Source organism: Streptomyces sp. DvalAA-43 (genome assembly GCF_900091725.1).
Classification (GTDB): domain Bacteria; phylum Actinomycetota; class Actinomycetes; order Streptomycetales; family Streptomycetaceae; genus Streptomyces; species Streptomyces pulveraceus.
In genome coordinates this window covers 124,955-147,703 of sequence record NZ_FMBW01000071.1, presented here as the reverse complement: position 1 = coordinate 147,703, position 22,749 = coordinate 124,955, and the positions used below count along the sequence as shown (strand labels likewise).

Annotated in this window: 15 protein-coding genes and 1 pseudogene; 15 read left to right on the top strand and 1 reads right to left on the bottom strand. The window is 71.8% G+C overall.

Going from position 1 to position 22,749, the window contains the following annotated elements:
• Window positions 1-564 precede the first annotated feature (564 nt).
• From ssd to GA0115234_RS44495, 7 genes and pseudogenes are all read left to right on the top strand, one after another.
• The gene (gene ssd / locus GA0115234_RS28870) at window positions 565-1,626 is read left to right on the top strand and encodes a septum site-determining protein Ssd (RefSeq protein ID WP_256088864.1); all 1,062 of its coding nucleotides are present in this window, start codon (window positions 565-567) and stop codon (window positions 1,624-1,626) included.
• Entirely contained in the window at window positions 1,623-2,771 is a 1,149-nt protein-coding gene (locus GA0115234_RS28865; protein ID WP_093547561.1) for a TadA family conjugal transfer-associated ATPase, read from the top strand. Before ssd ends, GA0115234_RS28865 begins: the two co-directional genes overlap by 4 nt.
• Window positions 2,768-3,649 carry a type II secretion system F family protein gene (locus tag GA0115234_RS28860; protein WP_365609409.1) on the top strand — a complete coding sequence of 294 codons (882 nt, stop codon included), beginning with the start codon at window positions 2,768-2,770 and terminating at the stop codon, window positions 3,647-3,649. Before GA0115234_RS28865 ends, GA0115234_RS28860 begins: the two co-directional genes overlap by 4 nt.
• Window positions 3,646-4,452, top strand: a complete 807-nt coding sequence (locus GA0115234_RS28855; RefSeq protein WP_093547559.1) for a type II secretion system F family protein — start codon at window positions 3,646-3,648, stop codon at window positions 4,450-4,452. Before GA0115234_RS28860 ends, GA0115234_RS28855 begins: the two co-directional genes overlap by 4 nt.
• A gap of 82 nt (window positions 4,453-4,534) precedes the next feature.
• Window positions 4,535-4,735 (top strand): DUF4244 domain-containing protein, encoded by a 201-nt coding sequence (locus GA0115234_RS28850; protein ID WP_237541848.1) that lies wholly within the window; start codon window positions 4,535-4,537, stop codon window positions 4,733-4,735.
• Between the two features lie 79 nt (window positions 4,736-4,814).
• Window positions 4,815-5,144 carry a TadE family type IV pilus minor pilin gene (locus tag GA0115234_RS28845; protein WP_370804592.1) on the top strand — a complete coding sequence of 110 codons (330 nt, stop codon included), beginning with the start codon at window positions 4,815-4,817 and terminating at the stop codon, window positions 5,142-5,144.
• A 182-nt stretch (window positions 5,145-5,326) separates the two neighbouring features.
• A pseudogene (locus GA0115234_RS44495) lies at window positions 5,327-5,548 on the top strand (Rv3654c family TadE-like protein); the annotation flags it as partial.
• A 40-nt stretch (window positions 5,549-5,588) separates the two neighbouring features.
• Here the strand turns inward: GA0115234_RS44495 and GA0115234_RS28835 are convergent.
• The gene (locus GA0115234_RS28835; RefSeq protein WP_237541830.1) at window positions 5,589-8,162 is read right to left on the bottom strand and encodes a DEAD/DEAH box helicase; all 2,574 of its coding nucleotides are present in this window, start codon (window positions 8,160-8,162) and stop codon (window positions 5,589-5,591) included.
• 78 nt (window positions 8,163-8,240) lie between these two features.
• Between GA0115234_RS28835 and GA0115234_RS28830 the strand changes: the two genes are divergently transcribed.
• The 8 genes from GA0115234_RS28830 (at window position 8,241) to tmk (ending at window position 22,696) form a co-directional block, all read left to right on the top strand.
• Window positions 8,241-8,594: an STAS domain-containing protein gene (locus tag GA0115234_RS28830; RefSeq protein WP_003967428.1), complete on the top strand. Its 354-nt coding sequence runs from the start codon at window positions 8,241-8,243 to the stop codon at window positions 8,592-8,594.
• A 664-nt stretch (window positions 8,595-9,258) separates the two neighbouring features.
• On the top strand, window positions 9,259-9,741 hold the full coding sequence (locus GA0115234_RS28825; RefSeq protein WP_093547553.1) for an ATP-binding protein: 483 nt from the start codon (window positions 9,259-9,261) through the stop codon (window positions 9,739-9,741).
• Window positions 9,742-10,138: 397 nt separating this feature from the next.
• Window positions 10,139-12,595, top strand: coding sequence for a sodium-translocating pyrophosphatase (locus GA0115234_RS28820; protein WP_176729299.1), 2,457 nt, complete (start codon window positions 10,139-10,141; stop codon window positions 12,593-12,595).
• 308 nt (window positions 12,596-12,903) lie between these two features.
• Entirely contained in the window at window positions 12,904-13,509 is a 606-nt protein-coding gene (locus tag GA0115234_RS28815) for a small secreted protein (RefSeq protein ID WP_093548277.1), read from the top strand.
• Between the two features lie 164 nt (window positions 13,510-13,673).
• On the top strand, window positions 13,674-15,188 hold the full coding sequence (locus tag GA0115234_RS28810; RefSeq protein WP_093547551.1) for a N5-glutamine methyltransferase family protein: 1,515 nt from the start codon (window positions 13,674-13,676) through the stop codon (window positions 15,186-15,188).
• Between the two features lie 708 nt (window positions 15,189-15,896).
• Window positions 15,897-16,094 carry a hypothetical protein gene (locus GA0115234_RS28805; RefSeq protein ID WP_093547549.1) on the top strand — a complete coding sequence of 66 codons (198 nt, stop codon included), beginning with the start codon at window positions 15,897-15,899 and terminating at the stop codon, window positions 16,092-16,094.
• 369 nt (window positions 16,095-16,463) lie between these two features.
• Entirely contained in the window at window positions 16,464-19,337 is a 2,874-nt protein-coding gene (topA, locus tag GA0115234_RS28795; protein ID WP_093547545.1) for a type I DNA topoisomerase, read from the top strand.
• 200 nt (window positions 19,338-19,537) lie between these two features.
• Window positions 19,538-22,696, top strand: coding sequence for a dTMP kinase (gene tmk / locus GA0115234_RS28790; protein ID WP_093547543.1), 3,159 nt, complete (start codon window positions 19,538-19,540; stop codon window positions 22,694-22,696).
• Window positions 22,697-22,749: the final 53 nt, after the last annotated feature.

The following is a 22,749-nucleotide window of genomic DNA, read 5'->3' as shown; positions in this document are numbered from 1 at the left end:
GGGGACACCATTCGGCGTAAACTCTGGCGCGTGGGTTTGCCTGAGAAGGCTCTCGGGTACACCATGGAAGTCACGGATCGTTCGCGACCGTGCTAACCCGGTCCGGCTCCTCCCCCCCCCGAGTCGGCCGTGGGGACGACCCCCGCTCTCCCCCCCGGCGGGGGTCGTCGCATGTCCGGACGCGTTTCTGTCGTTCGGAATCAAGCATTCTGTCTCCATCCCGGCCGTGACGGCCCACTCCTCGCGCGGCCTCCATCACTCTGACTCGTCACAGTGTGTAGCGGAAGTGCTGCGCTCCGGAAGTCGCTGGTATGGGCGACGGAGTTATTCACAACGGTGGAGTTGTCCACAGTTTTCGAGCAAGATCCACACGATTTCCCGAACCGCTGCACGGTGATTCCAGCCGCGAAGTCCGCGGGTTGTGGAATCGCCGATCCCGGAACGCTCCGAGATCACCGCGAACCGCGATGAAGGTGCAGTGAGAAGGGGGCGGAGATCGTGGCCGAGTCCATCGCACGTGATCCCCTGCCGGCCGCCGGAGCGCGGCGGGGCGGACCGCTGATCGTGACCGAGGACGTGGAACTGCTCGATGATCTGCTGCGGCTGTGCGCGGCAGCCGGAGCGGAACCGGAAGTTCATCACTCGCTGCCCGAAAACAGGGGCAGTTGGGAGCAGGCTCCGATGGTTCTCGTGGGCGACGATGCCGCCCAGCGGTGCCGAGGGGCGGTGCGCAGACGGGGTGTGATGCTCGTAGGCCGGGACCGGGACGCCCCGGACGTCTGGCGCCGCGCTGTGGAGATCGGGGCCGAATACGTGCTGAGGCTGCCCGATTCGGAGAGCTGGCTCGTCGACCAGATCGCCAACGCGGCGGAAGGCGTGGGCCGGCCGGCGCTCACCGTGGGGGTGATCGGCGGCCGGGGCGGCTCGGGTGCGTCCACACTGGCCTGTGCCCTCGCGGTGACCGCGGCCAGGGCCGGGCGGCGGACCATGCTGATCGACGGTGACCCGCTCGGCGGCGGCATCGATGTGCTGCTCGGTGGCGAACGGGCCGAGGGGATGCGATGGCCGGATTTCGCCCATTCCAAGGGGCGGGTCGGCGGGGGAGCACTGGAGGAATCGCTGCCGGCGCTGCACGGGCTGCGGGTGCTCAGCTGGGGCCGCGACGACTGGGTGGTCATCCCGCCGCAGGCCATGCAGGCCGTGCTGGCCGCCGCACGTCGGCTCGGCGGGGTGGTGGTCGTCGATCTGCCGCGCCGGGTCGACGAATCGGTGGCCGAGGCGCTTGCGCAGCTGGATCTCGGGCTGCTGGTGGTTCCGGGTGAGCTCCGCGCGGTCGCGGCGGCGAAGCGCGTGGCGTCGATGGCCGGGATGATCCTTGACGACCTGCGGGTGGTCGCACGCGGGCCGTACGCGGCGGGCCTCGACGAACGGTGGGTGGCGCAGGCACTGGGGCTGCCGCTCGCCGGTGAACTCCCGCTCGACGCCGGGCTGCTGGCCGCTCAGGACGGCGGTGCGCCGCCGGGTGGCAGCGCGCGCGGTCCACTGGCCAGGTTCTGCACGGCGTTCTGGGAGCGGGCACTCGCACCGGAGGGCGCGGGGGGCCGCGCCGGTGGAGGTGCGTCATGACGGAGACGCTGCTCGACGCCGTACGGCAGCGGCTCGCGCAGAGCGGCACGGCGCCGACGCCGGCCGGGGTCGCGGCCGCGCTGCGGGCCCAGGGGCGGCTGCTCGGGGACGCCGAAGTGCTCGGAGTGGCCGATGAGCTGCGGGGCGAGCTGGTCGGGACCGGGGTGCTGGAGCCGCTGCTCGCCGATCCGGTGGTGACGGATGTGCTGGTCTCGGGGCCGGACCGGGTGTGGGTGGACCGGGGCGGCGGTCTCGAACTCACCGGGGTGACCTTCGCGGACGCCGCCGCGGTGCGCAGGCTGGCCCAGCGGCTGGCCGCCGTGGCGGGGCGACGGCTGGACGACGCCCGCCCCTGGGTGGACGCGAGACTGCCGGACGGCACCCGCATGCATGCCGTGCTGCCGCCGGTGTCCGTCGGCTCGACGTGCCTCTCGCTGCGGGTGGTGCGCCCCAGGGCCTTCTCGCTGGCGGAGCTGGTCGCGGCGGGGACCGTGCCGCCGGGCGGTGACCGGATGCTGCGGGCCCTGGTGGAAGCCCGGGTCTCGTATCTGATCAGTGGCGGGACGGGAGCCGGGAAGACGACCCTGCTGTCGAGTCTGCTGGGTGCGGTCGGGGAGCGGGAGCGGATCGTACTCGCCGAGGACTCCGCGGAGTTGCGGCCGGACCATCCCCATGTGGTGCGCCTGGAGTCGCGCCCCGCCAACCAGGAGGGAGCGGGGCGCGTGACGCTCAGGGACCTGGTGCGGCAGGCGCTGCGGATGCGGCCCGACCGGCTGGTGGTCGGAGAGGTACGAGGCGCCGAGGTCACCGAGCTCCTGGCCGCGCTGAACACCGGCCACGAAGGCGGTTGCGGGACGGTCCACGCCAACGCCGCCGAGCATGTACCGGCCCGTCTGGAGGCGCTGGGGACGGCGGCGGGGCTGGACCGGACGGCGCTCCACAGCCAGTTGGCGGCCGCCCTGTCGGTGGTGGTCCATCTGGTGCGGGACCGGGCCGGGCAGCGGCGGATCGCCGAGGTGCAGGTTCTGGAGCGGGACGCGGCGGGGCTGGTGGTGACCGTGCCCGCGCTGCGCTGGGGCGCCGACGGATTCGTACGGGAGCGGGGCTGGGAGAGGCTGCGGTCGCTGATCGGGCGTGCGTGGTGACCGGGGGCGCGCCGACGGGTCTGTCGGTGGGGGCGAGCTCGGCGGTGGCCCTGTGCGTCGGGGTGGCCGCCTGGCTGGTGATGGCGCAGGACCATGGGCGGCGCAGGGCCCGGGTGCTGTTCGTCGAAGGGGCGGTCCGGTCGCCGTTGCGGGTGCGCAGGGAGACGGCCGGGGCGTGGGTACGGGAGCGGTTGGGGGAGCGGCGGGAGTGGCTCTGCCTTCCGGTGGCACTGGTCGTCGCCGTGCTGGGGAAGTCGGTGCTGCCGCTGCTGGCCGGTGCGGTGGCGGTGCCGCTGGTGCGGCGGTGGCTGCGGAGGCGGGTCCGGGGCAAGGAGCGGGAACGCCGGGCGGCCGGGGTGGTCGCGCTGTGCGCCGCGGTCGTGGGTGAGCTGCGGGCCGGGCACGAACCGGGTCAGGCGTTGCTCGTCGCCGTCCGTGGCACGGGGGTGATGGGGTCGGCGGAGGCCGGGGTGTCCGCCGCGGCGCGATTCGGTGGCGACGTGCCGGGGGCGCTCGGGCAGGCGGCACGGGAGCCGGGGCTGGACGGGCTCGCCGGGGTCGCGGCCTGCTGGCGCGTGGCGGTCGATGGTGGGGCTGGACTCGCGGCGGGCCTGGACCGCCTGGAGGGTGCGTTGCGGGCCGAGCAGCGCAGACGGGAGGAGTTGCGGGCCCAACTGGCAGGCGCCTGGTCGACGGTGGCCGTGCTGGCGCTGCTCCCGGTGCTGGGCCTGGGGCTGGGGGCGGCGCTTGGGGCCGATCCTTTACGGGTGCTGTTGCACACCCCGGCCGGACTGGTCTGCCTGGCGACGGGCGGGCTGCTGGAGGCGGCCGGACTTGGCTGGGCCGCCCGGATCGTACGGGCGGGGGAGGAACCATGAGCGCGGTGGCCGGCGAAGCCGTCCACCAGGTGGCGGCGGCGTGCGCGGCGGTGAGTGCGGTCGTCTGCTCGGCGCTTGCCCTGGCAGGGCTGCGACGGAGGCGGGCGGTGCGCCGCCGGGGCGCGGCGCTGCTGGCGATCGGCTTGCGGAAGCGCCGGCGCGCGGCCGGACGTGGACAACGGGCACCCGGCGTCCGGACGAAGGAATTGGTCGCACCACTGGGCGCCGTGGCGGCGGGCTGGGTCCTGATCGGCGGCCTGCCGGGGTGCGTGGCAGGGCTGGCCGGGGCGTACGGCGCCTGGCGGTGGCAACGGACCCGACGCGGACCCGAATCGGGGGCCGGACTCGCGGAGATGACGGAGGCCGCACGGCAGCTCCCGCTGGCGGCTGACCTGTTGGCGGCCTGCGTCTCCGCCGGAGCCGGGCCCCTGGAGGCGGCGGAGGCGGTGGGGGAGTCGCTCGGCGGACCGGTCGGCAGGGGACTGGCACGGACGGCCATGGAGATCCGCCTCGGTGATGAACCCTCGGCGGCCTGGGGGCGGTTCGGGGAGATACCGGGTGCTCGTGCGCTGGCCCGCTGCCTGGACCGGGCGGGCTCGACCGGGGCTCCGGCGGCGGAGCCGGTGGCACGGCTGGCAGAGGCGATGCGGGCCGAGCGTGCGAGTGCGGCCGTGGCGCGGGCCCAGCGGGCGGGCGTGGCGGTGACCGCCCCCGTCGGGCTCTGCTTTCTGCCCGCGTTCCTGGCGGTCGGGGTGGCGCCGGTGGTGATCGGTCTGGCGACCGGACTGCTTTACACCGGATGACCGAAAAGCATGAGTAAAAATCCATTCAGTATGAATTAAGGGTTCCAAGGGGAATCCGATGGAGAATTCCACGGGGGTCGGAATGATGCAGCGAATCAAGGACTGGGTGCGGGGCATGGCGCGTCGAGTCCGGTCGGACAACGGGATGACGACATCCGAATACGCGGTGGGGACGATCGCGGCCTGCGCGTTCGCGGCGGTGCTCTACAAAGTGGTCACCAGCCAGCCGGTCATGTCCGCATTGCAGTCACTGTTGAAGGACGCGCTCGATGCGAAGTTCTGAGAGCGGTCCCGCGGCGAGTGCCGGAGGCCGTTCGCGTACCGGGGGCGGGAGAGCCGGGAGCGGAAGGGACCGGGGCGCGGTGACGGCGGAAGCAGCCATGGCGATTCCGGTGCTGGCGGTGTTCGCCCTGGCGCTGGTCTGGGCGCTGATGGCCGCCTCCGCCCAGATCCGGTGTGTGGACGCGGCGAGGGCCGGGGCGAGGGCGGCGGCCCGTTCCGAGCCGGAGCCGCAGGCGCTGGAGGCCGCCCGTTCGGCGGCACCCGACGGGTCCGAAGTGGCGATGGAACGGACCGGGGAGCTGTGGCGGGTACGTGTGGCGGCGTCGATGCCGGGGCCGGGCCCGCTGGCCCTGACGCTTCACGCGGAGGCGGCGGCGCTGGCCGAGGACACGGTGGGGGTGACGCGGTGAGTGGGACGGGTGAGCGGAGACGCGTGGGCGTCCTCACACGGTCGCGTACGGCCGTCCTCGTAAGGCGGCTGAGTGCGGCGACCCTTCTGCGGCTGGGTACGGCGGCGCTTGTGCGGCTACGCGGGGGCAAGGGGTCGCCGGATACGGAGGGGGACAGGGGGCTGGCCACGGTGTGGGTGGCGATGACCACGGCCACGTTGTGCGCGGTGTTCGCGGTGGTGCTGGCTCTCGGGCAGGTGGTGGTCGTCCGGCACCGGGCGGGGGGTGCGGCGGACCTGGCGGCCCTGGCCGCAGCCGATCGGGCCCTGCAAGGGCCTGGGAAGGCGTGCGGGGTCGCCGAGAAGGTGGCCGCGGCGCAGGGGGCCGTGGTGGTCCGGTGTGCGGTGCTCGGGGAGATCGCCGATGTGACGGCCCGGGTGGGTTTCGGGCCGTACGAACCGGTGGTCAGGTCCAGGGCCGGCCCTCCGGCGGCTGTTCCAGGCCCTCCCGAGCCGCTTCCGCCTCCGCTTCCGCCGGTTCAGGCTCCGCCGACGTCTCCTTCGGCTTCGCCTCCTTCGGTTCCCCCGGGTCCGGGGGTGCGGATCGCAGGAGTTCGGTGAGGAGGCGCACGGCGCCGCGCTTGTGCAGTGGTTCGTTGCCGTTGCCGCACTTGGGGGACTGGACGCAGGACGGGCAGCCCGCCTCGCATTCGCAGGACGCGATCGCCTGGCGGGTCGCGGCCAGCCAGGCACGGGCGGTGTGGAAGGCCCGCTCGGCGAATCCGGCACCGCCCGGGTGGCCGTCGTACACGAAGACCGTGGGCAGCAGGGTGTCCGGGTGCAGGGGCACGGAGACGCCGCCGATGTCCCACCGGTCGCAGGTGGCGAAGAGCGGCAGCATCCCGATCGACGCGTGCTCCGCGGCGTGCAGGGCGCCGCCCAGGATCTCCGGGTTGATGCGGGCGGCGTCGAGCTGGTCCTCGGTGACCGTCCACCAGACGGCACGGGTGCGCAGAGTGCGGGGCGGCAGGTCCAGCTTGGTCTCGCCGAGGACCTCGCCGGTGATCAGCCTGCGACGCAGGAAGGAGACGACCTGGCTGGTGACCTCGACCGAGCCGTAGCAGAGCCGCCCGTCACCCCACGGGATCTCGGTGTCGGTCTCCAGGACGGCGATGGAGGTGGTGTCGCGCGCGGTGGTCGAGTACGGCGGGACGGCCTCCTCGACCAGGGCCACCGAATCCTTCAGATCCAGTTTCCGGACCAGGTAGGTGCGGCCCTGATGGAGGTGGACGGCGCCCTCGTGGACGGCGGTGTGCGCGGCCGACTCGTCGACGGTGCCCAGCAGCCTGCCGGTGCCCTCCTCGACGATCTGGACGGGGCGGCCGCCCTCGCCACGGATGTCGGTGAGATCGGCGGCGCGCTCGCGGCGGGTCCAGTGCCAGCCCGACGCCCGTTTACGCAGCAGTTTCGCGGCTTCCAGCTGCGGCAGCAGTTCCGCCACGGCCGGGCCGAAGAGCTCCAGGTCCGCCTCGGTGAGAGGGAGCTCCGAGGCGGCGGCACACAGATGGGGGGCGAGGACGTACGGATTGTCCGGGTCGAGGACGGTCGACTCCACGGGCTGCTGGAACAGCGCCTCGGGATGGTGGACGAGGAAGGTGTCCAGCGGGTCGTCGCGAGCCACCAGGATGGCCAGGGCGCCCTGGCCGGAGCGCCCGGCACGGCCCGCCTGCTGCCACAGCGACGCCCTGGTGCCCGGGTAGCCGGCTATGACGACGGCATCCAGGCCGGAGACGTCGATGCCGAGTTCGAGGGCGGTGGTGGCGGCCAGCCCGAGCAGCTGCCCGGAGTGCAGGGCGCGTTCCAGGGCGCGGCGTTCCTCGGGGAGGTAGCCCCCGCGGTAGGCGGCGACCCGGGCGGGCAGGGAGCGGTCCACCTCGGCGAGGCGCTCCTTCGCGATGACGGAGATCAGCTCGGCGCCGCGCCGGGAGCGTACGAAGGCGACCGAGCGGACGCCCTGGACGATGAGATCGGTGAGGAGGTCGGCGGTCTCGGCGGTGGCGGTACGCCGGACCGGGGCGCCCTTCTCGCCGTGCAGGTCGGTCAGGGGCGGCTCCCACAGTGCGAAGACCAGCTCGCCGCGGGGCGAGGAGTCGTCGGCGACCTCCTTGACCGGGAGACCGGTGAGGCGGCCGGCCGCGACGGAGGGCTCCGCCGCGGTGGCGGAGGCGAGGAGGAAGACCGGATCGGCGCCGTAACGGGCGCAGAGGCGGCGGAGCCGGCGCACCACCTGGGCGACATGGGAGCCGAAGACGCCGCGGTAGGTGTGGCACTCGTCGATGACGACGAAGCGCAGGGCGCGCAGGAAGGAGGACCAGCGGGGGTGGGACGGGAGTATCCCGCGGTGCAGCATGTCGGGGTTGGTCAGGACGTAGTTGGCGTACTGGCGCACCCACTCGCGTTCCTCGACCGGTGTGTCGCCGTCGTAGACCGCGGGCCTGACGGCGTTGCCGAGCGGTGCCGCGAGCTGCTTCACGGCACGCCTCTGGTCGGCGGCCAGGGCCTTGGTGGGGGCCAGGTACAGCGCGGTGGCGCCGCGGCCGTTCGGGGCCTCGGAGCCGTCGAGCAGCGCGCTGAGGACCGGGGCGAGGTAGGCGAGCGACTTGCCGGACGCCGTGCCGGTGGCGATGACCACGGATTCGCCGTCCAGGGCGTGCTCGGCGGCGGCCGACTGGTGTGCCCACGGATGTTCGATTCCGGCCTTCTGGATCGCGGCGATGACTTCTGGCCGGATGCGATCGGGCCAGATGGCATGGGTTCCCGCACGCGGGGGCAAGTGCTCCGTATGAGTGATGCGCGCGGACCGGCCCGCCACTGCGGCGAGCCGGTCGAGGACCATGGCGGGAGAGTGACTGGTGTCGCTGTTCCCGGGTGGTCGACTGGGGCGGTGATTCTTGGCCATCGGCACCGAGTGTGTCACTGGCGTGACGGACAATGGTCCCAAGGCGTCGTGCATGGCTGCCGGTAAGTGATTGAATGCCATCGCGGCTGGCGATCCGTTCCCTGGCTCCGCCGGGGAGACCGAGGGGCGACCGCTCGATAGCAAGGTGCTGGAGGATCCGTGGACCTGTCCTTGTCGACTCGCAATGTGTCCGGCCCTGGTGGCGACCGTACGGTCGTCGAGGTCGGTGGCGAGATTGATGTGTATACCGCGCCCAAGCTGCGCGAGCAGTTGGTCGAGTTGGTGAATGACGGCAGCTACCACCTGGTTGTCGACATGGAAGGCGTCGACTTCCTCGACTCCACCGGCCTCGGCGTGCTCGTGGGTGGCCTGAAGCGTGTCCGGGCCCATGAGGGCTCGCTGCGCCTGGTCTGCAACCAGGAGCGCATTCTCAAGATCTTCCGGATCACTGGTCTGACCAAGGTGTTCCCGATTCACACCACGGTCGACGAGGCCGTGGCGGCCACCGACTGACGGTCGGCCCGCGGCCGGGCCGGCCGCAGGCCGGTTCGGCGCTCGGTCGGCGCACCAGCCGCCCGCCAGGCGGCCGGTGCGACGTGGCTGTGCCTGGTGGCCGATTGCCGTAGGCAGGCCGATCGGCCTGCCGGGCATCGACCGGTCGGGCGATCGGAGGCCGGGGAGCCGGGTGACCGGCGCCCTGAGTGGCCGGACGGTCGGCCGGACGGACCGGGTGGTGTTCGACGGGATGTCGGCCAGTCGTTCGGCGAGCCGTTCGGCGGCCGGCTGGCCCGAGGGTCGTCGTCCGGCCACCGTGAGCAGGGTGCGCCCGGCAGTCGGGCCGTCCGCTGGTCGGTTTATCCGTCGGCAACTCGGCAGGCCGGTGGCCGGTGGCCGCATGCCGGCCGTACGCCGGTCGGCTGTACGTCTGTACGCCGGTTCAGGTGGGCGGCTGTACGGCGGTCCTCGGCGGTCGGTGACGAGATCGGCGAGCCGAGGGGTTCGATCGATGGGACCGGCTGCCGGATCGTCGGTTCCGGAAGAAGACCCATCGCGGGTCCCGGAAGAAGACCCGAAGAGGACTTGAAGAAGAGCCGGAGAAGTCCGGAAGAAGAGCAGGGACGATGGGCAGTGTGCCCGGACCCCTGGGATGCACGCCCGTACGTCTGAGGGGGATTGCATGACCACCGTTGAACTCCGCTTCAGCGCCCAGCCCGAACACGTCAGGACGGCCCGCCTCGTGGCAGCCGCCGTGGCGCGCCGGGCAGGGGTTGACGAAGCCGTGCTCGACGAGGTCAGACTCGCTGTCGGCGAGGCCTGCAGCCGCGCGGTCGGGCTGCACCGCAGCCATGGCATCACCGCTCCCGTCTCCGTCGTCCTGATCGAGGAGGAGAAGTCCTTCTCCGTCGAGGTCGGCGACGAGGTGCCCGGACCGGGGGCCGACCCCGCTCTCGGCGGGCCCGTCGGAGCCTCCGCGACACGCGGCGCCACGCCCGGCGGGGGGCTCGACGAGCCGGATCATGAGAGTGACGCCGATGGCGAGGACGAGATGGGACTCGCGGTCATCAGCGGCCTCGTCGATGATGTGGAAGTCAGATCGGGAGCCAATGGCGGAGTGATCCGCATGAGCTGGCCGAAGACGCCCGTGACCGTGCTGCCGTAGCGATGTCTGCCCTTGCCCCCGGCTTCCCGTGCCCCTTGCTCCCCCTGCTTCCCTTGGTCCGCTGAGGCGCCACGGATGTGCTGGGGCGGCCCGGGTGCGCTGGGCGGCCCGCCCTGGAAACCGCCGTCCCGCCGGGACCCCTCCCCGACTCATTTCCTGATCTGCCTTTGAGGCCCTGCTGAGCAGGGCCTTTTTCATTTATTCCTGATCATTTATGCGTGATCAATGATCTACGGAAAATGTGCCTGCCCCATTACTGCATTTGGGTCGATCGAGGGCCTCGATCATTTACCGATCGACCGGTGAAGGTCAATTACATTTACCGCGCACTGTTTTGATCGGCTCCCGCTCCCTACAATCCGTCCACGTCTTGAGCGCTGAGCGTCAAGGAGGACGTATGGCGGAGTTCTTCAACATCCCACTGGCAGGACCGGCGCAAGAATCCGCATTTTCCGCACCTTCGGGCCGATCCACTTCTCTGGCGGCCGCGGTCCTCACCGATGACAATCGCGTCATCGTGATCGTCATCGCGGTCGTCGCCGTCGCCGCACTGGTCGTCGCCAGGTTGCTGGTGCGCCAGGTGCTGGCGGCCGGCGAGGGAACCGACCGCATGAAGGAGATCGCGGCCGCCGTCCAGGAAGGCGCGAATGCCTATCTGGCCCGGCAGTTGCGCACCGTCGGCATCTTTGCCGTCGTGGTCTTCTTCCTGCTTCTGCTGCTACCGGCCGACAACTGGTCGCAGCGCGCGGGCCGTTCGTTGTTCTTCCTGGTGGGTGCGCTTTTCTCGGCGGCCACCGGATACATCGGGATGCGGCTTGCCGTACGGAGCAATGTCCGTGTGGCCGCTGCTGCGCGTGAGGCCACTCCCACGGAAGGCGAGCCGGAAAAGGATCTCACCGCCGTTTCGCACAAGGCGATGAAGATCGCTTTTCGTACCGGTGGCGTGGTCGGCATGATCACCGTGGGCCTCGGCCTGCTCGGTGCGTCCTGTGTCGTGCTCGTCTATGCCGCCGATGCCCCGAAGGTGCTGGAGGGCTTCGGCCTCGGTGCCGCGCTGATCGCCATGTTCATGAGGGTCGGTGGCGGCATCTTCACCAAGGCGGCGGACGTCGGCGCCGACCTCGTCGGCAAGGTCGAGCAGGGCATCCCGGAGGACGATCCCCGCAATGCGGCCACCATCGCCGACAACGTGGGCGACAACGTCGGTGACTGCGCCGGAATGGCGGCCGACCTCTTCGAGTCGTACGCCGTGACGCTCGTCGCCGCGCTCATCCTCGGCAAGGCCGCCTTCGGCGACTCCGGACTGGCCTTCCCGCTGATCGTTCCGGCGATCGGCGTGATCACCGCGATGATCGGCATCTTCGCGGTCGCCCCGCGGCGCGCCGACCGCAGCGGAATGACCGCCATCAACCGCGGGTTCTTCGTCTCCGCGGTGATCTCGCTGGCGCTGGTGGCCGTGGCCGTCTTCGTCTACCTGCCGTCCTCGTACGCGGATCTGGACGGCGTCACCGACAGGGCCATCACCTCGCACGGCGGCGACCCGCGGGTCTTCGCCCTGGTCGCCGTGGCCATCGGCATCGTGCTGGCCGCCCTGATCCAGCAGTTGACCGGCTACTTCACCGAGACCGGCCGACGCCCTGTCAGGGACATCGGCAAGTCCTCGCTGACCGGTCCGGCCACGGTCGTACTCGCCGGTATCTCGATCGGTCTGGAGTCCGCCGTCTACACGGCGCTGCTGATCGGTCTGGGTGTCTACGGGGCGTTCCTGCTCGGCGGAACGTCGATCATGCTGGCGCTCTTCGCGGTGGCCCTGGCGGGGACCGGGCTGCTCACCACCGTCGGTGTCATCGTCGCCATGGACACCTTCGGCCCGGTCTCGGACAACGCGCAGGGCATCGCCGAGATGTCCGGTGATGTCACGGGCGCCGGTGCGCAGGTCCTCACCGACCTGGACGCCGTCGGCAACACCACCAAGGCCATCACCAAGGGCATCGCCATCGCCACCGCCGTGCTGGCGGCGTCGGCGCTCTTCGGTTCGTACCGCGACGCGATCGCCACGGCGGTCGACGACGTGGGGGCCAAGGCCGGGGAGATGACGCTCAGCCTGGACATCTCGCAGCCCAACAACCTGGTGGGCCTGATTCTCGGCGCCGCGGTCGTCTTCCTCTTCGCCGGCCTTGCGATCAACGCGGTGTCGCGGTCGGCCGGGGCCGTGGTCTACGAGGTGCGGCGGCAGTTCCGCGAGCATCCCGGGATCATGGATTACAGCGAGAAGCCGGAGTACGGGCGCGTCGTCGACATCTGCACCAAGGACGCCCTGCGCGAACTCGCCACGCCCGGCCTGCTGGCCGTCCTGGCGCCCATCGCCGTCGGGTTCACGCTCGGTGTCGGAGCGCTCGGTTCCTATCTCGCGGGCGCCATCGGCACCGGCACCCTGATGGCGGTCTTCCTCGCCAACTCCGGTGGCGCGTGGGACAACGCCAAGAAGCTCGTCGAGGACGGCCATTACGGCGGCAAGGGCAGCGAGGCCCATGCCGCGACCGTCATCGGCGACACGGTCGGTGACCCGTTCAAGGACACGGCGGGTCCGGCGATCAACCCTCTGCTCAAGGTGATGAACCTGGTCGCCCTGCTCATCGCCCCGGCGGTGGTGCAGTTCAGCTACGGGCAGGACGCGAGCGCCGGTGTGCGGACGGTGGTGGCGGTGCTCGCCGCCGCGGTCATCGTCGGCGCGGTCTACGTGTCCAAGCGGCGCGGGATCGCCGTGGGCGACGGGGAGGACTCCGGGGACGGGGACGGGGACGGGGGCGAGGACGGAGAAGGGCACAGGCCGTCCCAGGCCGCTGTTTCGTGAAGCCGGGGCCAGGCACTGAAGCCTGACCGGCACCGGTCCAGTGGCTGGGCGGGCGGCGCATTCTGATGTGCCGCCCGCCCGGTCGCACCTCGACAGCAACCGGCGGCCGCCGCCGACGCGTACGCCGATCGTGTATCTACTCGTTCAGGTGTTCCAGGATGTGGAGGGCTGTGTGGGTGAGTTGTATCTCCCTCATTTCCCTTGGTGCAAATGGCTGCAAATGGCCACTCATCGGATGCCTGGCACCCGGATGGAGGCCGCTCGCCGTGTAAGTTCCGGGGCCGAGAGCCTTGGAAGGGACCGATCCGGTGAACAAGAAGCTTGCGGCCGCGCTGTCCGGCGGTGCGGTACTGGTACTGACGCTGTCGGGCTGCAGCAGCGATGACAACAGCGACAAGGTGAACGACTGGGCCAAGAAGGTCTGCGACCAGGTCCAGCCCCAGCTCCAGAAGATCGCGAACGCCAACGCCGCCATCCAGCAGCAGACCGCGGACAACAGCAAGCCCGCCGACGTCCAGAAGACCGACTCGGCAGCCTTCCAGCAGATCTCGCAGGCGTACAAGGCACTGGGCGCGGCAGTCGACTCCGCGGGCCCCCCGCCGGTCGACGGCGGCGAGACCACGCAGAAGGAGGCCGTGAAGGAGCTCGACGCGTCCTCCGTGTCGTACGCGAACCTTCAGAAGAAGGTCGACGCACTGGAGACGAAGGACCAGGGGAAGTTCGCCGATGGGCTCAAGAGCATCGCGGACGAGCTGAACAAGATCAGCACCAGTGGTGACGAGGCGCTGAAGAAGCTTCAGTCCGGCGAGGTCGGTACCGCGATGGCGAAGCAGAAGGGCTGCCAGAAGCCGACGGCCTCGGTGCCGCCGAACACCGCCACGTCACCGACCGCCTCGCCCAGCAAGAAGTCCTGACCGTCCTGGTCGGCGATGATCGGCAACAAGTCGTGACCGGGCGGCAGCCGCGGATGTCGTGATGTGCGGCCGGTCGCGCCGTCGGCACGTCGCACGGACGGCCCGGCCGCCCCGATGGGTGCCGGGCCGCTGCCGTTGTCAGTGGGAGCGGCCACAATGGGTGGGTGAGTACGACCAGTCTCCCCGTGCCCGACCGTTCGCCCCGGCTCCGCGAAGCCCTGCTTGCCGCCGCCTTCACCGCCGACGGGCTCCTCGACCTGCTCGGTGCGCCCGCCTATGCCGCGCTCGCCCGCAGCGAGACGGTCCCGGCGCTGCGCGCCACCCGGGGCGATTCCCCGCTCGACACGCTGGTGCGCCTCTTCCTGCTCCAGCACCCCGTTCCGTACGAGCAGGCGCGTGCCGCGCTCCCGCTGGCCGAATGCGTCGAGGACGGCTGGGTGACCCGCGTCGGTGACGAGGTGCGGGCCACGGTCGACGTGCGGCCGTACAGCGGCCCCGAGGGGCAGGACTGGTACATCGTCTCCGACCTGGGCTGTGCGGTCGGTGGCGCGGGTGGCATCGGTTCGCGCGAGGAGGGCGTGGTCCTGGGTGTCGGAGGGGCGTCCACCACGCTCGCCGGGATCACCGTCCGTACGCCTGTCGCCTCGGCGCTCGATATCGGTACGGGCTCCGGCATCCAGGCGCTGCACGCCTCGCAGCACGCCACCCGGGTCACGGCCACCGACCTCAACCCCCGTGCGCTGGGCTTCACCCGGCTGACGCTCGCGCTGTCCGGCGCCGCCCCGGCCGAGCTGCGCCAGGGCTCGCTGTACGAGCCGGTCGGCGCCGAGACGTACGACCTGATCGTCTCCAACCCCCCGTTCGTCATCTCGCCCGGCGCCCGCCTCACCTACCGCGACGGCGGCATGGGCGGCGACGACCTGTGCCGGACCCTGGTGCAGCAGACGGGCGACCGGCTGAACGAGGGCGGATTCGCCCACTTCCTCGCCAACTGGCAGCACGTGGAGGGCGAGGAGTGGCAGAGCCGACTGGGTTCCTGGGTCCCGCACGGCTGTGACGCCTGGATCGTGCAGCGCGAGGTCCAGGACGTGACGCAGTACGTGGAGCTGTGGCTGCGCGACAGCGGCGACCACCGTACGGACCCCGCGGAGTACGCCGCGCGGTACGACGCCTGGCTGGACGAGTTCGAGGCCCACAAGACCAAGGGCGTCGGCTTCGGCTGGATCACCCTGCGCAAGTCCGCCGCGGCCGCCGCCGGTCATCCGTCCGTCGTCATCGAGGAGTGGCCGCACGCGGTGGAGCAGCCGCTCGGACCGGCGGTCGAGGCCCACTTCGCCCGTCAGGACTACCTCCGCGAGCAGGACGACGCGGCGCTCCTGGCCGGGCACTTCACCCTGGCCGCCGAGGTCGTGCAGGAGCAGGTCGGCCTGCCCGGCGCGGAGGACCCGGAGCATGTGGTACTCCGTCAGAACCGGGGCATGCGGCGGGCGACGAAGGTGGATGCCGTCGGCGCCGGCTTCGCGGGCGTCTGCGACGGGAGCCTGCCCGCGGGCCGGATCCTGGACGCGATCGCCCAGTTGATGAACGAGGACCCGGTACTGCTGCGCGACCGGACGCCGCAGGCGATCCGGCTGCTGGTCGAGGAGGGCTTCCTGGAACCGGCCCCTCCGGCCAGCTGACCGCGCCTGTCCGACCGCACCGGACTGGTCGGACTGACCGGCCTGACCGGCCTGGCCGGACCGCTCAGGCCGGTGCGTGCCGGCCTGTTCGGTTCGGTCCGCGCTGTGTTGTCCGGCCTGTTCGGTCGCGTCGCCTGGCTCGTTCGGTTCGCCCCGCCTGTTCGTCCGCTTTCGGTCCGGGCTGCCCGACCGAGCCGTACCGGTGGGGCCGGGCTGCCCGACCGGCCCGTGCCGTCCGCCTCGGTCCGGCAGGGCGGGGCCGGTGGCGTCGCAGGTCTTTCCGGCGGGCTCCGTTCTCGTTCAGGTGCCTACCGCCGTAAGTAAGGAAGGGCCTCGCCATCAGCGGCTTCGGGCTCGCACCGCCGACGCGTCGTGGAGCCCGCGGATTCCGGATGGCGCTCCGGCAGGTGCTTCGGGGCGGTGCTCCGGACAGTGCTCGCGGTGGCCCTCCGGCGGTTCGTGGGTCCGGTCCACGCCCGGTCCGCTTCGGTCCGCGTCCGGCTCACATCCGGTCCGCGCCCGGTCCGCATCCGGATCCGGCCCCCGCCCAAGGCGTCCGCCAGGCACATCCGCCCGGGTTCGTGAGCCGGAGGCGGGCGAATCCGGCCATTCACCCGGGGTTCGCATCGGCGACGCCCTGGGGTGGCAGCCTCCCCCTGACCGGACGGCACCCGCCCCGGCCGGACAGGGACAGGGAGGCGCACGGGCATGGAGAGCGGACCTGCGGTCTTCGCCGGAACGGCGTTCGCGTTGTTCGGCGCCGCGCTGCTGCTGTGGACGGGAGCGCGCGTGCTGCACCGCGCTCCGGTGGCGCACGGTGTGAGTCCCGTCGCCTCCGCCGTGCTCGCCACTGTGTTCGGCGTACTTTTTCTCGTCCTCGGCGTGTGGTGCTTCACCCGTATCTGATCCGCCTCTGATCCACTTCCCACCGGACCGGTCCGGACCCCTCAGGCCGCGGCGGACCCCGGACGGCGGCGGACAGCGGCGGCCAGTGGCCGGGAACACGCCCGGACCGCGAGCGGCCCGCCCCCGACGCCCGCGCCGCCGCAAACAGCACCCTGAAACCCGCAGGCAGCGGCCGCGCACAGGGCGTACCGGGCGGTCCGGGCGGCAGGAATGGCGGAAGTCGGGTTACCGTTCGAGTGGCCGTTGCGGGCTTTTGCCGTTTGACACGGGGGCGGGTTGTACCGTCACACTCCGCAGCGACAGCACCGTCGGCAGCGTCATCGCGCTGCCCGGATGCCCACCGAGCGTCGACCGGAGAGAAGAGCGAAGTTGTCCCCGACCAGCGAGACCGCACAGGGCGGCCGCCGACTCGTCATCGTCGAGTCGCCTGCCAAGGCGAAGACGATCAAGGGCTACCTCGGCCCCGGATACGTCGTCGAGGCGAGCGTCGGGCACATCCGCGACCTGCCGAACGGCGCCGCAGAGGTTCCGGACGAGTACACCGGCGAGGTCCGTCGGCTCGGCGTCGACGTCGAGCATGACTTCCAGCCCGTCTATGTCGTCAACGCGGACAAGAAAGCGCAGGTCAGGAAGCTCAAGCAGCTGCTGGCCGAGTCCGACGAACTCTTCCTCGCCACCGATGAGGACCGCGAGGGCGAAGCCATCGCGTGGCACCTGCAGGAAGTCCTGAAGCCCAAGGTCCCGGTCCACCGGATGGTGTTCCACGAGATCACCAAGGACGCGATCCGGGCCGCCGTCGCCAACCCGCGCGAGCTCAACCAGCGCATGGTCGACGCCCAGGAGACCCGCCGTATCCTCGACCGCCTCTACGGCTACGAGGTCTCGCCGGTCCTGTGGAAGAAGGTCATGCCGCGCCTGTCGGCCGGCCGCGTCCAGTCCGTGGCGACCCGTCTCGTCGTCGAACGGGAGCGCGAGCGCATCGCCTTCCGCTCCGCCGAGTACTGGGACCTCACCGGCACCTTCGCCACCGGTCGCTCCGGTGACGCCTCCGACCCGTCGACCCTCGTCGCCCGCCTCAGCGCGGTCGACGGCCGCCGTATCGCCCAGGGTCGCGACTTCGGTCCGGACGGGCAGCTGAAGCCCGGCTCCGCCCAGGTCCTGCACCTGGACGAGACGAACGCCCGCGCCCTGGCCGCCGCGCTCGCCGACGCCACGTTCGCCGTGCGGTCCGTCGAGTCGAAGCCGTACCGCCGCTCCCCGTACGCCCCGTTCCGTACGACGACCCTCCAGCAGGAGGCGAGCCGGAAGCTGGGCTTCGGGGCCAAGGCCACCATGCAGGTCGCGCAGAAGCTGTACGAGAACGGCTTCATCACCTATATGCGTACCGACTCCACGACCCTCTCGGACACCGCGGTCTCCGCGGCCCGTGCGCAGGTCACGCAGCTGTACGGCGCCGACTACCTGCCGGACAAGCCGCGCACGTACGCCGGGAAGGTCAAGAACGCGCAGGAGGCGCACGAGGCGATCCGCCCCTCCGGCGACCGCTTCCGCACCCCTGCCGAGACCGGTCTGACCGGTGACCAGTTCCGGCTCTACGAGCTGATCTGGAAGCGGACCGTCGCCTCCCAGATGAAGGACGCGGTCGGCAACTCGGTCACCGTCAAGATCGGCGGCCGGGCGAGCGACGGCCGGGACGCCGAGTTCTCCGCGTCCGGCAAGACGATCACCTTCCACGGCTTCATGAAGGCGTACGTCGAGGGCGCCGACGACCCGAACGCCGAGCTCGACGACCGCGAGCGGCGCCTCCCGCAGGTGGCCGAGGGCGACGCGCTGTCCGCCGAGGAGATCTCGGTCGACGGCCACGCCACCAAGCCGCCGGCCCGCTACACCGAGGCCTCGCTGGTCAAGGAGCTCGAAGAGCGCGAGATCGGCCGCCCGTCGACGTACGCGTCGATCATCGGCACGATCCTGGACCGCGGCTACGTCTTCAAGAAGGGCACGGCGCTCGTTCCCTCGTTCCTCTCCTTCGCCGTGGTCAACCTGCTGGAGAAGCACTTCGGCCGGCTCGTCGACTACGACTTCACCGCGAAGATGGAGGACGACCTCGACCGCATCGCGCGCGGCGAGGCCCAGTCCGTGCCGTGGCTCAAGCGCTTCTACTTCGGTGCGGGTGCCGGCGACACGACCGGCGCGGGCGCGGCCTCCGACGCGGGCAACGGCGACGGCGACCACCTCGGCGGTCTGAAGGAGCTCGTCACCGACCTCGGTGCGATCGACGCACGGGAGATCTCCTCCTTCCCCGTCGGCAACGACATCAAGCTCCGGGTCGGCCGCTACGGCCCGTACATCGAGCGCGGTGAGAAGGACTCCGAGGGCCACCAGCGCGCGGACGTGCCGGAGGACCTGGCGCCCGACGAGCTGTCCGTGGAGTACGCGGAGGAGCTGCTGGCCAAGCCGAGCGGCGACTTCGAGCTCGGCGCGGACCCGGTCAGCGGGAACCAGATCATCGCCAGGGACGGCCGCTACGGTCCGTACGTCACCGAGGTGCTGCCCGAGGGCACCCCGAAGACCGGCAAGAACGCGGTGAAGCCCCGGACCGCCTCGCTCTTCAAGTCCATGTCCCTGGACACGGTGACGCTGGCGGACGCGCTCAAGCTGATGTCGCTGCCGCGCGTCGTCGGCGAGGACGCCGAGGGTGTCGAGATCACCGCGCAGAACGGCCGCTACGGCCCGTACCTGAAGAAGGGCACGGACTCGCGTTCGCTCACCTCCGAGGACCAGCTGTTCGACATCACCCTCGAAGAGGCCCTCGCGATCTACGCCCAGCCCAAGCAGCGCGGCCGGGCCGCCGCCAAGCCGCCGCTGAAGGAACTGGGCACCGACCCGGTGAGCGGGGCTCCGGTCGTGGTCAAGGACGGCCGCTTCGGCGCGTACGTCACCGACGGTGAGACGAACGCGACGCTGCGGACCGGCGACAGCGTCGAGGACATCACCCCGGAGCGCGGCTACGAGCTGCTCGCCGAGAAGCGCGCCAAGGGGCCCGCCAAGAAGAAGACGGCGAAGAAGGCCCCGGCCAAGAAGACCGCGGCGACCGCGAAGAAGACCGCGGCCAAGAAGACCACGACGGCCAAGAAGACCGCCGCGAAGAAGACGACGGCCGCCAAGAAGACGACGACGGCCAAGACGACCACCAAGAAGACGACCGCGGCGAAGAAGACGGCCGCGGCGTCCGTGGAGGACTGAGCGGCGTCCTTGGAGGACTGGGCGGTACGCGTCTGAGTGCGCCTTACGCCGTACGCCGGAGGGGGCCGGGTGATTCCGGTCCCCTCCGGCGTTTTCGGGAGGGTCCGGGGCCGGGGCGTGGGGAGGGCCGGAACGGCTGGTGCGGGCGTATGTTCGGACGGGGCCTCCGGGGACCCCGCCGCTCCGGATAGGCTGGGCGGATGACGCGAGCCGAGCAGCCAACGGTCGTGAGCCCCACCTCCGACACACTTGCCGCAGACTCACGCGAGCGCGCCGTACGAGCCCTGTTGCGTGTTCCCCCGCTGAAGCGGTTGTGGAGCGCGCAGCTCGTCGGCAGTACCGGCGATGCACTCGCCCTTCTCGTGCTGGTGCTGATGTCGCTGCAAGCGGCGGTCCTGGAGGGCTCATTCGGAGCCGGGTACCGAGGCGCGGCCTTTGCCGTAGCCGCGGTGTTCGGTGCCCGGATCCTTGCCACCCTGCTCTTCGGAGCCGTACTCCTCGGGCCGCTGACGACGCTCACCGCGCCCGGAGGACCGCTGGACCGGCGGTGGCTGATGATCGGGACGGACGGGCTGCGGCTCGCGCTGCTGGTCGTCGCACCGCTGTGGATCGACTGGATGCCGGACAAGGCACTCATGATGATCCTCATCACCGTCTTCGTCGTCGGCGCGGCCGAACGCCTGTGGACGGTCGCCAAGGACGGTGCGGCCCCCGCGCTGCTGCCCGGCCCGCCCCCCGAGGGCGCCGCGGTACGCCCGCTGCCCGACCACCTCGACGCACTGCGCCGGCTCTCCATCCGTACCGACTTCGCCGCGATCCCGGTCGCGGCGGTCGTCCTGCTGATCGCCACCCTCGTCGGCAACCTGCTGGGCTCGGGCCTGGAGTGGTTCTCGATCCACCAGGCGGCCCTCGGCTCGTACGTCGCGGCCGGGCTCTTCTCGGCGTCGATCTCCACCCTGTACTTCCTGGAACTGCCCGGTACGCAGACCCCCCGCCCGCGCTCGCCTCTGGAGGGCCTGCGACGGCCGTCGGCCGGCGGCGGACCCGGCAAGGGCCGCACCGGAGCCGTCCCGCTGATCGTCGGCGCCTCGGCCGCGATCGCCGGGGCCATCGCCGCGGCCGCCGCGGTCTCGGTGCTGCACGCCGCCGACCTGGGCGGCGGACCCGCCACCTTCGCGCTGCTGATCCTCGCCCTGACCGGTGGCACGGGCGTCGGCATCCGGACCGCGGAGAAGGTGCTCCCCACCCTCTCGCGGCGCCGACTGCTCGCCCTGGCCACCGCCGTCACCGGCATCGCGCTGCTCGCCATGGGCCTCGTGCCGGACACGGCGACCGTGCTGATGCTCACGGTGCTCGCCGGTTACGCCGCGGGCGTCGCCGCCCACACCGGTCATGTCCTGGTCGACCAGGAGACCGAGGAGTTCCGCCGGGCCAGGACCACCGAGCACCTCCAGGCCGTCGTACGGGTCCTCATCGCGGTCGGCGCGCTCGCGGGCCCGCTGTTGGCCGCCGCGATCGGCGCCCACCGGCTGGGCTCGGGCGACTTCGTCTTCGAGCACGGTGGAGCGGCCTTCGCCCTGATGCTGATCGGCGCCCTGCTGCTGCCGGTCGCCGTGATCGTCCTCGCCAAGACGGACGACCGCTCCGGAGTGCCGCTGCGCCGCGATCTGCGTGAGGCGCTGCGCGGGGGCGACCCGGCGGTCGCCCCCGCCGCGACCGGATTCTTCATCGCCCTGGAGGGCGGCGACGGCGCGGGCAAGTCCACCCAGGTCGAGGCGCTCGCCGAGTGGATCCGCGCCAAGGGCCACGAGGTCGTCGTCACCCGCGAGCCGGGCGCGACGCCGGTCGGCAAGCGGCTGCGCTCGATCCTGCTGGACGTCTCGTCGGCCGGCCTGTCCAACCGGGCCGAGGCGCTGCTGTACGCCGCCGACCGCGCCGAGCACGTCGACTCGGTCGTCCGCCCGGCGCTGGAGCGCGGCGCGATCGTCATCTCCGACCGCTACATCGACTCGTCCGTGGCCTACCAGGGCGCGGGCCGCGACCTTTCCCCGACCGAGATCGCCCGGATCTCGCGCTGGGCGACGAGCGGGCTGGTCCCGCATCTGACGGTGCTGCTGGACGTCGATCCGGAGACCGCGAGGGAACGGTTCACCGAGGCCCCCGACCGGCTGGAGTCCGAGCCGCCGGAGTTCCACGCCCGGGTGCGGTCCGGCTTCCTGACGCTGGCCGCGGCCGACCCGACCCGCTACCTGATCGTGGACGCGGGCCAGGACCCGGAGTCGATCACCACGGTCGTACGTCACCGGCTCGACCGGCTCCTCCCGCTCTCCGAGGCCGAGATCAAGGCCCAGGAGGAGGCGCGCAAGGCCGCCGAGGAGGAGGCCAGGCGCAAGGCCGAGGAAGAGGCGGCCCGCAAGGCCGAGGAGGAGCGGCTGGAGCGCGAGCGACAGGAACAGCTCGCCAAGCTCCGCGCCGAGGAGGAGGAGCGCAAGGCCCGCGAGCTGGAGGAAGCCCGCAGGCGCGAGGCCGAACGACAGGCGGAGGAGGCCCGGCAGCGGGCCGAGGAAGCCCGCCGGGTGGCCGAGGAGGAGCGGGCCAGGCGCGAGGCCGAGGAAGCGGCCCGCGAGGCCGAACAGGCCAGGCTGCGCAGGCAGGCCGAGGAGGAGGCGCGGCTGCGCAAGGAGGCCGAGGCCCTGCGGCTGGAGAAGCAGCGCAAGGCCGAGGAGGCGCTGTTGCGGTCCGAGGAGGCCCGCAGGCGCGCTGAGGCCGAGGCCGCCGCCGCGGCGGAGAAGGCCCGTGCGGAGGCCGCTGCCGCGGCGTCCGTGCCGGAGAACGAGATCACGGTGCCGACGCCGATCGTCAACCCGAACGACGTGACGCAGCAGGTGCCCGCGCCGGACGGCTCGTCCTCGTCCACGTCCTCGTCCTCCGACGAGGCCGAGACGGCGATGATCCCCAAGATCCAGGACCGGTCCGACCGGGCCGGTGCGGCGGACGAGACGACGGTCCTTCCTCAGGTGCGGGACATCCGGGACGCGAATCCGGCGGACCGGGTTCCCCGGGGCATCTTCCGCGACGAGCGCCCGGCGGGCTCCGCGGCGGAGAGCGAGAACGAGCGCACCCGCGAGCTTCCGCAGATCGACGATCCGCACGCGGGCGCCCCGCGACCGGCCCAGAACCACTGGGACGGCCAGGAGCACCAGGAGCGCCCCGCCCGCCGTCCCCGTCCCGACTGGGCCGAGGAGACCCCGCTGGACGACCTGCCGACGCTGGCGGACGAGCTGCTGGGCGACCACCGCGACCAGCACGACGACGGGGACCCGGGCCGCTCGGGCCGGGGACGCCGCCCGCGCCGCTGATCCGTGACGGCTGTCGGGGGGTGGGTGGTCGGTCGTGGGCTGGCCCGGTCCGG

Excerpts from the sequence above, each read along its gene's own strand:
- GA0115234_RS28865 (WP_093547561.1), top strand. The coding sequence starts at position 1,623 with ATGACGGAGACGCTGCTCGACGCCGTACGGCAGCGGCTCGCGCAGAGC.
- GA0115234_RS28855 (WP_093547559.1), top strand. The coding sequence starts at position 3,646 with ATGAGCGCGGTGGCCGGCGAAGCCGTCCACCAGGTGGCGGCGGCGTGC.
- GA0115234_RS28850 (WP_237541848.1), top strand. The coding sequence starts at position 4,535 with ATGATGCAGCGAATCAAGGACTGGGTGCGGGGCATGGCGCGTCGAGTC.
- GA0115234_RS28835 (WP_237541830.1), bottom strand. The coding sequence starts at position 8,162 with ATGGCATTCAATCACTTACCGGCAGCCATGCACGACGCCTTGGGACCA.
- GA0115234_RS28825 (WP_093547553.1), top strand. The coding sequence starts at position 9,259 with ATGACCACCGTTGAACTCCGCTTCAGCGCCCAGCCCGAACACGTCAGG.
- GA0115234_RS28820 (WP_176729299.1), top strand. The coding sequence starts at position 10,139 with ATGGCGGAGTTCTTCAACATCCCACTGGCAGGACCGGCGCAAGAATCC.
- GA0115234_RS28805 (WP_093547549.1), top strand. The coding sequence starts at position 15,897 with ATGGAGAGCGGACCTGCGGTCTTCGCCGGAACGGCGTTCGCGTTGTTC.
- tmk (WP_093547543.1), top strand. The coding sequence starts at position 19,538 with ATGACGCGAGCCGAGCAGCCAACGGTCGTGAGCCCCACCTCCGACACA.